The 12489-nt window shown below is 36.4% G+C and carries 9 protein-coding genes; all 9 read left to right on the plus strand.

Going from position 1 to position 12489, the window contains the following annotated elements:
- Positions 1-107 precede the first annotated feature (107 nt).
- Positions 108-2006: a recombinase family protein gene (locus AC6ESP_RS00965; RefSeq protein WP_497094797.1), complete on the plus strand. Its 1899-nt coding sequence runs from the start codon at positions 108-110 to the stop codon at positions 2004-2006.
- Between the two features lie 439 nt (positions 2007-2445).
- Entirely contained in the window at positions 2446-3540 is a 1095-nt protein-coding gene (locus AC6ESP_RS00970; RefSeq protein ID WP_497094798.1) for an ABC-three component system protein, read from the plus strand.
- Positions 3521-4015 carry an ABC-three component system middle component 2 gene (locus AC6ESP_RS00975; RefSeq protein WP_497094799.1) on the plus strand — a complete coding sequence of 165 codons (495 nt, stop codon included), beginning with the start codon at positions 3521-3523 and terminating at the stop codon, positions 4013-4015. The genes AC6ESP_RS00970 and AC6ESP_RS00975 overlap by 20 nt, the downstream gene beginning before the upstream one ends.
- Entirely contained in the window at positions 4008-5867 is a 1860-nt protein-coding gene (locus AC6ESP_RS00980; RefSeq protein WP_497094800.1) for a hypothetical protein, read from the plus strand. The genes AC6ESP_RS00975 and AC6ESP_RS00980 overlap by 8 nt, the downstream gene beginning before the upstream one ends.
- 623 nt (positions 5868-6490) lie before the next feature.
- Positions 6491-7306: a MerR family transcriptional regulator gene (locus AC6ESP_RS00985; RefSeq protein ID WP_497094801.1), complete on the plus strand. Its 816-nt coding sequence runs from the start codon at positions 6491-6493 to the stop codon at positions 7304-7306.
- A 29-nt stretch (positions 7307-7335) separates the two neighbouring features.
- A complete protein-coding gene (locus AC6ESP_RS00990; RefSeq protein WP_497094802.1) occupies positions 7336-8514 on the plus strand; it encodes an MFS transporter in 1179 nt (392 codons plus the stop codon).
- Between the two features lie 1879 nt (positions 8515-10393).
- Entirely contained in the window at positions 10394-11293 is a 900-nt protein-coding gene (locus AC6ESP_RS00995; RefSeq protein ID WP_497094803.1) for a ParA family protein, read from the plus strand.
- Positions 11268-11651, plus strand: a complete 384-nt coding sequence (locus AC6ESP_RS01000) for a hypothetical protein (protein WP_497094804.1) — start codon at positions 11268-11270, stop codon at positions 11649-11651. Before AC6ESP_RS00995 ends, AC6ESP_RS01000 begins: the two co-directional genes overlap by 26 nt.
- Entirely contained in the window at positions 11644-12321 is a 678-nt protein-coding gene (locus AC6ESP_RS01005) for a hypothetical protein (protein WP_497094805.1), read from the plus strand. The genes AC6ESP_RS01000 and AC6ESP_RS01005 overlap by 8 nt, the downstream gene beginning before the upstream one ends.
- Positions 12322-12489: the final 168 nt, after the last annotated feature.

Raw genomic sequence — 12489 nt, forward strand, 5'->3', positions numbered from 1 at the left:
TCGGGTTAGTTTGCTATAAATATAAGTAAACACATATGTTTAGTTTAGAATGGAGCAGTTTGCGACAACAAAGCAGACTGCTCCATTCTAAAGAACAAGTTGAACAAGTGCTCGGAACATGGTATTACAACAACACGGTTGTGAAATTAACCAATATGTATCTCGAAAGGATGGCAGCCAAAATGGTAGAAAAATCTGGTGTAACGAATGAGAAAAGTATTGTAACAGTAGAGAACATGAATGTTGTAAATATGGAACCGATTAGGAATCAATTTCAAGCCACGATGAATCTTGTTGCGTCAACACGGCGTGTGATTAGGGTTGCAACACTCTATCGAGTTTCTACTAAAAATCAGTTAAATCCATCTGAGAACGGCGGAGATATTCCGACTCAAAGAAAGGCATGTAGAGAGTTTATTAACAGCAAAGCCGACTGGGTATTAGTTGAGGAATGTGAGTACTATGAAAAAGGTGTCTCAGGTTTTAAGACTCGTGCAAAAGATAGAGACGTCATTCAACAGGCAAAAGAGGATGCTCTTCAAGGGAAGTTCGATGTTTTGTTAGTGTTTATGTTTGACCGTCTTGGTCGAATCGATGATGAAACACCATTTGTTCTGGAGTGGTTCGTGAAACAAGGGATCGAAATGTGGTCGGTGAAGGATGGTCAACAAAAAATTGAAGGTCAGATGGACAAGTTGATGAACTACCTTAGGTTCTGGAGTGCAAATACTGAAAGTGTGAACACTTCTCATAGGGTTAATGAGAAGCATCGACAAATGGTCGAAGAAGGTGTTTTTCGAGGCGGAACAGTTCCATTCGGTTACAAGACTACTCCATCTGGTAATTTCAATAAGAAAGGCAAGGAATTGCTAAAGGTTATTGTAGACCCTGAGGCAGCAGAGGTTGTAAAATTAATGTACAATTTGGTCGATCTAGAAGGTTATGGTCAGTATCGAATACCGCAGTACCTCAATGAGAAAGGCATTAAGACCAGTACAGGTAAGCCTTGGGCATCAAACACGGTTAGTTTCGTCCTTCGGAATCCCATATATAAGGGCTATATGTCTTATGGCAGGGGTACTAATAAAGAAGTGATGTCAAAGAATCAAATACCTGAAATGGTTATCGTTGACGAGGCTAAGTGGGAACGAGTTCAAGAAGTCCGTAAATCAAGAAACCCAGAGAATACCAAAAATAATGAAGTTACTAAAGTGATTATGAACACCAAGGGTTCATTGATCCTAGTCGGTAAGATTAATTGCGGTTGTTGTGGAAACCCGCTCACAACGACTTGGAACAAAAAGAAATATCAGCTTAAAGACGGTACAAAAATAGTGCAAAACTACCCTAAGTATCGATGTTCTGGAAAAGGCTTGCAAAAGGTCAAGTGTAGCGGTCAAACGACATACGCACAGAAAAAGCTGGAAGAAATCGTGCTAGATGAAGTATTCGCTTATCTGAACCAACTCCAGACGGTTGATCTCTCCAGTAAGATCCAAGAGATGATGAAGAAAAATTCAGGTAATGAGATTAAGGTGCTTCAGAAGCTCAAGAAGGATCTTGATACTGAGCAAGTAAAATTGTCGAAGTACAAAGCCGAGGTTATCAAGGTACTCAATGGCGAGAGTAGATTTTCAGATGAAACATTAAATGAAGCAATAGAAAACTCCAAAACGAAGATGATAGAAATTCAGCAGAATATTGATCGTGCTGAAAGAGAAGTTCAATCTAAAAAAGTAGAACAAGCCGAAATTGAAGTTCTTCAGCAGTATGTCCCAGTATGGCGTGAGGTGTTTGAGCAAGCGTCTTACGCTAAGCAGAAGATGATGCTTAGTACAATCATTAATCGAGTAACCGTTCATCTGGATAAGATTGAAATTGACTTCAAGTTGCGGATCAGTCAATTCGTAGGTGTGATGGGTATGAACATGTTGACAGATAAGTATTTGCAGGTTGATACGGGCAGGGTGTTAACACACCATACTCAAGCCGCAAACGCAGGATAGCCAATAATTCAATGTTAAATTATGGTGGGTGTCTTCGGGATCGGCTTGAAATTGATTTCAAACTGCGGATCAGTCAGTTTGTTGGTATCATGGGTATCAACATGTTAAATGAGAACTTCATGAACGTTGATACAAATAGAGTGTTAACTAACAATACTGTCACATTAAACAAACTTCATTAATATGCTTATGCCAAATTCGTGGCATGAGCTTTTTTTATTTAATTATCATTGAATGCTAAAAATAATGATGATGGGGACTTGTTCGACAAAAAAGGCGTTCCTTCTTGATTTATTTAACTGTGGAAGACTCCAATGTCATAATGTGCTAATATTAGGAAAATAGACTTAGTTACGAGGTTATTAGAGACCGTTAAATAGATGCTTGATTTTAATCTTTTATATCAATTTTGATCTAAAAGGAGTGGAATAACTTCTGTATGGAAACATTTCCTGTGTCAATTCCAGACAAGCTTAGGGATACTAGTCGAATATTTGATACTACAATTGATCCACTGGTTCGCCTGAGAATTATTGAAGCTGGTGAGTTTGAAGATATAGCATGCGAATGGGCATCTGGCTACTTAACTCAATTTGATAACTATAAAAGTGTTGCTCAAATAGGTGGTTCTAAAGATTCAGGACGTGATATTGTTGCTTATCTTGATGATTCCATGCAAAAATTTGATATTTTTCAGTGTAAGAGATATAAAGATCCTCTTTCTCCGTCAGTTTACATGAGTGAATTTGGAAAGCTCTGCTATTACACAATGATTGGAAAATACAATAAACCCCGAAAATACTTTATTGTCGCGAGCAATGGTATTGGGCAAGATCTAAGAGATTTAGTCGAACATCCAACTAAAATAAATAAAGAGTTGATTGATACTTGGGGTAAATACTGTGCAGGAAAAAGAAAAATATTATCTTCTGGATTACCTTTGTCTCCTGAATTGAAGACATATATACAAGATTTTGATTTTTCTATAGTCGCTGAAATCGCTCCTGTAACTCTGCTTGAGCAGTTTGCTAAAACCGGCTGGTACAAATATCATTTTGGTGGTGGGTTGAAGAAACGTCCTAAAGTTGATAAACCCCAAGAGGATCTTGAAGCTGATGAGTTAAGAATGAAATATGTCGACCAATTATTGCAGGTTTACTCTAATGAAGAGAACATGCCTATTAAGGATATAGATAACCTTAAAACAATGAGAAATTTGCATAGTCATTTTAAGCGGCAGAGAGAGTGTTTTCATAATTCACAAGCTTTAAAAAGATTTGCTCGTGATGAATTAATAAATGATGATATCTATAATAGTGTTAAAAATCAAGTGTTTCACGGAGTCATATCAACGTGTGAGACAAAACATGAGAGTGACTTGAAACGTGTCGATGAAACCATATCAAGATCTCAGATTCTCCCCATTAGCAGTTCTGAATTAGGAGCCATTAATGTACTGGAGAAAAGTGGAATATGTCATGAGCTGGTTAATGATGGGGAGATGAATTGGATATATGATAACAGCCAAGAATAATATATTTAATTCACCTGAAGAAGTTGGTACAAGAATATTATTTATTCTATCAATATGCAACAAACGAATGAGTTCACAGAGAATAATGTATTACGATTACTTTATTTTGCATTTAGGCGATATTGATAACGAATACATCAGCTTGCATCCAGATAATCCAAATCATTCTTCTGAAATAGCAATTCGAAGAAATATTATTAATAATGGGCTGACGTTGTTGGTTTCTAAAGGGTTATTGGATATTAAATACACAAAAAGTGGGATTTATTATAAAAAGAATGAAATAACAGATCCTTTTGTGAAACTATTTTTCAATGGATATGTCGAACATTTGAAGAGAAATATCTCTGTGGTAAACGAAAAGTTTTCTGATTTTTCCGATGTCCAAATTTATAAATATATTAATAAACACATAGGCTCATGGAAGGGAGAATTTGAAAAAGAATATAATTCAGGGGGTGCTAAGGTTGAATAAGTTTGGAATAATTATAAAAAAATTAGTACTGCAAGGTCCTGGAAAAGAAGATGCCATATTAACCTTTAACAAGGGGTTAAACGTTGTTGCAGGGGCATCTGATACAGGGAAATCCTTTGCCTACGAGTGTATCAATTATATTTTGGGTGGTACTGATGTCCCTGAAAAGCCGAAAGAGTCCATTGGCTATGATATTGTACTTTTAGAGTTCATTGATAAAAAGTCAGGTCAAGATATTACATTGAAAAGAAGTCTGGATGAGAATAAAAAAACAAAGATATACTATTATATTTCTGATATTTATCATATTAGCACTGTGTCAGAGGAAATTCTTTCAAGTGATTCTAAGGCTAAAAATAGTTTATCATCAAAGCTTATGAGTTTATGTGATTGTAGTTATGAATACATATTGAAATCAACATCTAAAGGGGAAACAGAGGCTTTTACATTTAGAAAATTTGTCTCTTTGACGATGTTAAATGATTCAAGGATTGCCCAACGTAATTCACCGATATTTCTTGGGGATACAAAACGTGATTCAAATGCGTCTAAAGAAATAGCGGTTTTTTTCACAATATTATCAGGCATTGATTATAAAAAACATGATAAATCTGAAAGCATAGAAGTAAAAAAGGCTCAGCTTAGAGGTAGAATTGAAGAACTCTCCTTACTATGCAATGAATTAAAGATTAAGGTTGTTCAGATGGAAAAGTCAGTAGCAGATAGTAATGTTGGAAATGTTAATGATAAATTAACTGAAATGGAACTTGTTATTAAGGAATATAAATTACAAATTGAAATATATGAGAAAAATCACAAATTAGTACTAGATGAATATAGACTGCTGGAGATTGAAAAATCAAGAATAAAGGATAACTTATCAAAATTCCGTTTGTTAAAAAAGAACTATGAATCAGACATCGAAAGACTGGATTTTATAGATCAGTCACACAACTACATTGATCAACTAGTCAATATTAAATGCCCAGTGTGTAATTCTTCAATGGATAATGAAGATAATGATAGAACAAAGGAGATTTACTTTATAGCTATAGATAAAGAAAAGCAAAAATTAAAAGCTCACCTTTCTGATTTAGATGATACTATTCTAGACTTTGACAATGATTTATTAGAATACGTTGGAGTAATACAGAATAAACAAAAAGATATCGAACAATTGGAAAGACTATTGAGTGAACAATCAACCTTTATTTCTAGTATGATATCTGATTATGAAAAGTATCTAGAAATTAGAGACGATATTAAAGAAATTCAAAAAAGTAAAGATAAGGTAACTGATATGACAAATCGTATTGTGGAACTTACCGACAAAATTAACAACACAAAATCAGATACTAATAAATTTGAAATCAAAAAACTATCGGATGATTTGATGTCTGAATTCTGCGATCTTATTAAGATATTCCTTGAAAATTGGGGCTTAATCGACAATAAAGATGAAGTCGTATTTAATAAAAAAACGAATGATGTTATCGTTGCTGAAAAAACAAAAGCATCGTATGGAAAAGGTGCTAGAGCAATAATAAATTCAGCGTTTATTTTATCCATAATGGAATATTGTTTTAGCCGTGGACTTCCTCATCCTGGGTTCGTGATCTTAGACTCTCCATTAACCACGTATAAAGAACGTGACAAAGAGCAAAATGGGAAAAATGAAGAGGTCAATCATAGTATTAAGGAATCCTTTTTTAAGCAGTTAGCTGCCTTTTCCAGCGACTATCAGATTATTATTTTTGATAATGAAATTCCACCAAAAGACGCTGAAGCCATTACATATTATCACTTCACGGGAAATAAAGAATTAGAACGCACAGGATTCATACCTAACTGATCATCAGTAGATTAAGGAATCAATGACTTGTGATAAAAATATGGTAGTGTAATACCCCTAGGCGGTAGAGCGCTTGCATGGCATGCAAGAGGTCAGGGGTTCGATCCCCCTAGGCTCCACCAAATAAACAATTCAAACCACGTCCAGAGGACGTGGTTTTCTGTTTATTTGGTGGAATTGCCCAGGGGCGAACCCCGGGGTTCAGTCCGCGCGGACGGAATGGAAGATTATGCTTCGAAGAAAATGCTTCAAATGGAGGAGCACGGCGTCTGAATCTACCGCTAAAAGTCCTCGTCGTGTACGCTTCGTCAGCCATTAGATCAAGATTCATACATCCCATAGTGGGTAAGCGAGTTAGACGAGCTATATCCCCCTAGGCTCCACCATACAATAAAAAAACCCACTTCATTCGAAGTGGGTTTTTTTATTGTTTGGGTGGTAGACACTGCACTTAGAGCTTTATCGTAGGAACACGATATCAAGATTTTTGTGATGTATTATAACACTGCTTATTTGCAAAATTAAGGATATTAAATCTCACTTGACTCTCCCCTTGACAGGATAGTTATACTTGGTAAAGACAAGGAGAGAATTGAAAATATTCATGAAAGGGAAGTGTAACGATGTTTAAAATCAGTGAGTTTTCGAAGATTAGTCAAGTGTCTGTCAAAACACTTCGTTACTACGACCAATTGAACTTGCTCACACCAGCTCACACTGACAAATTTACAGGATATCGTTATTATACGGCTGACCAAATGTTTCAACTCAATCGTATTTTGGCATATAAAGAATTGGGTTTCTCTTTGGAACAAATTCGTCAAATGATGTGCGAGCAAGTCCCGATTGAACAAATTAGGGGGATGTTTCGGATCAAACAAAATGAAATTCAGTCCACCCTAGATAAGGAACAGGATAGACTCACTCGAATCAAAGAACGTCTGTGTTACCTCGAGAATGAGGGGGAAAACCAAACGTCACACGATGTCATTTTAAAGGAAGTTGAGCCTAAGTTTGTGATTTCTTACCGCTGTAGAACTTCGTATAGGCAGATACCTGAGTTATTTAAACTACTGGACGATCATTTAGGGAAATTAGGTCTGTCTTCATCATCTCAAATTGTGCTTTGGCACGGCTGTGAAGAAAGTGAGGACGAGATAGATATCGAAGTGGCTCGTCCGCTAACTCACGAAATCCCGAGCAGCCCTCCCTTCATGGTAACACGATTGCCTAAAGTTACGACGATGGCTACGCTTGTCCATGTTTGTCGGACGAGGAGCTCATGTATGGCGAGCACAGAATTAGCATTTTGGATTGAACGAAACGGTTTCCGCATAAAGGGGAATGAGCCCCGTCGAGAAATTTGTCTTCCTCATGAAAAATTAGGCGATCCGGAAACTTACATTGCTGAAGTCCAGATTGCTGTCGAAAGAGTTTGAAGAAGATTACATGGAAAGGAGATTCATCTTTGAGTAAACATCAAAAGATTCTGACCTTAAATTTATTTTTATTGACCTTCGTCTTAGGAACAAGTGAATTTGTCATTGTCGGACTGTTGGCTGAAGTATCAACCGACTTGAACATTTCTATTTCAACAGCGGGGGCTCTAGTATCAGCATTTGCCATATCTTTTGCAATATGTACCCCCATATTAACGGCTATATTCAGTCGGTTCTCCAAGTACCCGCTTATGCTCTCTTTGATTGGGGTATTTATTATAGGTAATATCATAACCGCTATATCCGGTTCGTACGCGCTGCTCCTTATTTCCAGAATAATAACTGCTATTGTGACCGGAGTTTTGATCGCACTTGCAATGGCGGTTGCCAGCGAAACAGTGTCCGCCGAGAAGAGGGGTATAGCGATTTCAATCGTCTTTATGGGCTTTACAATCGCTAGTGTAGTCGGAGTCCCTCTTGGTACCTATATTGGACAATGGGGTGGTTGGCAATTGGCCTTTTGGTTTACTACTTTGTTAGGAATTATTTCTCTGATCGCAAGCGCGGCGACAATTCCCAAAGGACTTAAAGGGCTTCAAAGTTCATTAAAAAAACAACTCGAATTATTAACCAATTCGCGTATTATAATAGCATTCTCTATTCCTGCGTTAAGTATTGGAGCGACATATACCGTATATACGTACTTAACTCCTCTGATGCAAGAAGTACTTTTTGTCCCTAACCAGTATATTAGTCTTGTATTTTTACTTTACGGAGTTGTATCCGTGTTCAGTACTTTAATTGGTGGGAGATTGGCAAATCGCAACGGGATTAGAAAGCTCAGGTATGTGTTTCTTATTCAAGCGGTCATTCTCGCATCGCTCTATGTCTCCTTCAACTCGATTGCTACGGGGTTGATTAGCATATCATTCATTGCTCTTATCGTTTATATAATGAACTCTACTATGCAGCTGTATTTCATTGATTTGGCTGATAAATATTTTCCGACTGCGAAGGATTTGGCTTCATCATTGACTCCTGTATCCATAAACGTCGGAATAGCATTTGGATCAGCTCTTGGGGGAGTTGTTACGACGCACAAGGAATTGATTGATGTGTCTTGGTTCGGGGGGATTATTGCGATTGCTGCCTCATTGCTGACATTTATCAGCTACAGATTAGACCGTAATCAGTCTATAAATGTTTAAGGTTTTAACGTCTAACATGTCTGTCACTCACCCGAAGGTGTTTTACAAATTCTAAAGGTGTTATAGGACGAAAAGTCAACGAGTAAACCGAACAGTTTCGGCTTCCATGAGAAATACAGAGAACACTAAGAATAATGAAATTCGACTAAAAGATTTGGAATGTATTACATATTATAATTCCACAGGAAATAAAGAACTAGAGCGCACAGGATTCATACCTAATTGATCAACTGTAACTTATGTAATCAAAGGCTTGTGATAAAAATATGGTAGTGTAACACCCCTAGGTGGGAGAGCGCATCGCTGGCAGCGATGAGGTCAGGGGTTCGATCCCCCTAGGCTCCACCAAACTTAAAATCGTTGAAACCCTTGCGGAGCAAGGGTTTTTTTATTTGTAATTTTATCAGAACATATGCTCATCAAGCAGAATTTTTGATCTTGGGGACGAGATTGGGGACGAATTTATGAATAAGTTTTTTTGATAAGTACACTTTGAATGTTGTGATCAATTTGCATATTCCTACATCGATAATTCAATTCTCTAGAAAAGCGTAACCAACATCTTTCAACTTGTTAGTACTTCCCCGGATTCCGCATAGCACAGCTAAATACAACGATCGACGGAGTCTCTTTGAACCCTACTTTGTAATTCGTGAACTTGTGGCAGTAAACTTCTTCGTGCTAAAGATCCCAGGGTCTGCGCCAAACGCACAAGCTGTTTAGAGCTTTCTAACTGTCGAACGTTTCCGACTTCCGCGATAACGCAGCAGCAGTTTATCCCCGATGCCAGGTATGCTTTTCAACAATTCTACCTCAGGTAAATCAGATGCAGAGTTCATTTATCTGTTTCTCAAGATCGCTTAAAGGCTCCATGAATGAAAGGAATAACGATACCGTGTTGCTTAAGATTGAAGTCTGAGATTGGCTGCTAGGCTTCGCTCGCAAATGTTACAAAATCTCTCGCAGTCGTCTTGCTTTCTCATCAACCCAACGTCCAAATTAGGATTTTCCAGAGCAGGCTTGAAGCGTTTCCAACAAGATCCTAATGCTTTTGCACATTTAGCGACGTTACAGAGAGCAGAGCATACAAGATCTCCTCATAAGCTAAAAAGACCTGTTCGAGCAATGCTCTTGCGTTTAACTTTGCGCTTGGACGAACATTAATGTCACAAACTAATGATGCCTGGTTACTTGCTTCAGCTCTGTAAACGTTTCGTCCTATTGCGGTACAACAGGTAGTTGTGTGTGGGCTTTTGCTCCTAAAGTCACAACTTTCTCCCGGCAACAGTCATCGAATAATAACCATAAAGAAAGGCCAACCAGAACATTCTAGCTGGGCGCGGTAGCGACAAACCTCTGATTGAGCACGTTAAGCGCAATTGGGTTTCTGTGATTCAAGTTCGTGGGGGTCATTTTAAACTTCCTGGATACACAGGGAACACAAGCTGTTCCCGCTCATGATTTTGCTTATTAGTCGCGTGGATACTGTTCCATAGCTTCGTAGTAGCAACGTAATCTTCGGGCTGCCGGTATCGATGGTGTGGTGTCGAAGAACAGCCACCATCAACAATACCGGCAGCAATTTATTACGCTACGTCGGTAGCTATTTTCAATGTGTAACACTTGCTCCCATCTGTAATACTCTAAACCTCCAACGTTGTACATCTTCTCCACTGTGTAACTCGAGCGATGATCCGCATTGGATTGAACTTCAGTCCTTTTCTTTCTCGTTTGTTCATTGGATTAGCTCTGTTGCAGTAATTCATGAGAAAAGCAGGAAAAATGATGACTTTAGTCGAATGAAATAGGTATAATGTCACAAGAAAGTCAGTTGTTTAGAAGCATTAAAATGTACATTACTGTACAGGGGGATTTACAAATGGATAGACAAGCTAAGGTCATTTCATTTATTAATATGAAAGGGGGAGTTGGAAAAACGACCTTATGTAGAGAAATTGCACTCTACTTATCAGAACGCTATTCGCATAATGATGGGAAGGCTGCTAGAGTGTTGTTAGTTGATATAGACCCTCAAGCAAATCTAACACAATCTTTATTAGAGCGATTCAGCAAAGAAACGACGTTCTATAAAGAAAATGGAGATGTTGATTATAAGTGTTCAGTAGATAATATATTTAAACAAGAAATGGTAGGTATGGACAGAAAACATGTAATATTAGAACTTAACGAGAATCTCGATTTAATTCCTGGCGAATTAGAAACAATTTTTTTGCAAAGACAGCAAAATCCAAGTACTCCTAATAAACTTATGGATTATATCATAGATAAAGAGTTGAGAAACCAATATGATTATATTTTTTTAGATTGCCCGCCTACATATTCTGTTTACACAGAAATGTCGTTTTATACGAGTGATTACTATTTCGTTCCAGCTGTACCTGACGCATATTCTGTTTTAGGTGTTGATTTGTTGGAAAGAGTTGTTAAAGATATTGTTTATTCTCAAAGGAATACTGTATTTAAAAATTCACAACCTAAAAATTTAGGTGTAATGTGGACTAGAGTACAACTAACATCAAAACCCAAGCAGGCAGATTTTATGCAAGGTCTAGAAACAGCTGAGGTTATTATAAATAACAAGATCCATATCTTTGATAATATTTTTTATGAATCTAATAAATTATCTACTTCGACTTTCGATAAGAGTATTGTAGATAGAAATGATAAAAGCTTAGATGAAATGATGACTAAAATATGTGATGAATTTATTAGAAGGGTGGAGGTGATGGGAAATGATGACGCTGTGGAAACGAATTAAATTGCTAGAAGTAAGACGAGACCCTAACCAAACTAGAATGGATTTATATGCTGTACTAATCCCAACGTTGCTATCAAGAGAGATATTTAAAAATAATCGTGAAATAAAGGAACTTATTGATAAATTAAAATTGAAAACGAGTATTAAAGAATATTTATATGATAGTAGAACAGCTTTATTGGCAAGAATTATTAGGGAAGTACAGTTGAATTCCGAAGAAGAATTAGAATACAATGTTAGATCATTTAAAGACATTACTCTAAGCTTATTAGAACAAAAAGAACTAATACATACTAATGATGTAACTAATATTATTAATAAATACTCTAGGAATGTTAAGGAAGAAAAAAATGAATAACTCATGGATAGTAAACAATTATATAGAATATATAGAAACGAGCTTTCCTAAATATTTCAAAAGTCTAACTGAGGATGATTTAGATAAACTTAAGAAACTATACTTCTCAGTAAATGATTTCTACGTTATGTGTAGTTGCTTTAAACAGAAAGAGTATGAAAGTGCAAATTTTTATAATCTATTAAATGAATTTAAAAGTTATATAAGCAGATTGCTATTAATAGTGCCAATTAACGATAAGTATTTAGTAGATTCTCTTTTGAGATTATTAATTGAAAAATTGTATAGAATTTTATATGCTCATTTTCATTCTCACCTCGCTGAGTCATCAATAAGGAAACATGAAAGAAGAAAAATGGGTGAAAGATTGATAGGTAAGTTAAATAAAAAAACTGAATTAGATGGGTTATATAACGAATATTCTCAATTAATTCATCATTCGGATCCCACTACCACAGATCTTTTAAACTTTAAACAATTAAGTGAAGTAAACATTGGTTTAATTGCTTATATTAACGATAGGGTTGAGATTCTAAAAGACATATTCATTTCAGACTTCTTTATTTCAAAGATCGTAGAAAAAGAATTGTATTTGGCTTCAAAATTGACATTGAAGAATCAGTTAATTCAACAAACTTCCAAAACACTTGAGGATTTAAATATCATATAAATGTGTTTGTGAAACTGACTTGTTGAGTACCTTAGGTGGCAATTCCTGTCCACTTCAATTTTTAGAGGCATCATTCATCAAACTCATAAAACTCATAAATCGCTTGGTCCTGTCAGTCTGATTTATTCTTTACAACATCATAGGGTTAAATAAATGCATAAATCCTCC

This window comes from Paenibacillus xinjiangensis, from assembly GCF_059686975.1.

Coding starts and splice junctions, on each gene's coding strand:
- AC6ESP_RS00970 (WP_497094798.1), top strand. CDS start 2,446: ATGGAAACATTTCCTGTGTCAATTCCAGACAAGCTTAGGGATACTAGT.
- AC6ESP_RS00995 (WP_497094803.1), top strand. CDS start 10,394: ATGGATAGACAAGCTAAGGTCATTTCATTTATTAATATGAAAGGGGGA.
- AC6ESP_RS00985 (WP_497094801.1), top strand. CDS start 6,491: ATGTTTAAAATCAGTGAGTTTTCGAAGATTAGTCAAGTGTCTGTCAAA.
- AC6ESP_RS00975 (WP_497094799.1), top strand. CDS start 3,521: ATGATAACAGCCAAGAATAATATATTTAATTCACCTGAAGAAGTTGGT.
- AC6ESP_RS01000 (WP_497094804.1), top strand. CDS start 11,268: ATGATGACGCTGTGGAAACGAATTAAATTGCTAGAAGTAAGACGAGAC.
- AC6ESP_RS01005 (WP_497094805.1), top strand. CDS start 11,644: ATGAATAACTCATGGATAGTAAACAATTATATAGAATATATAGAAACG.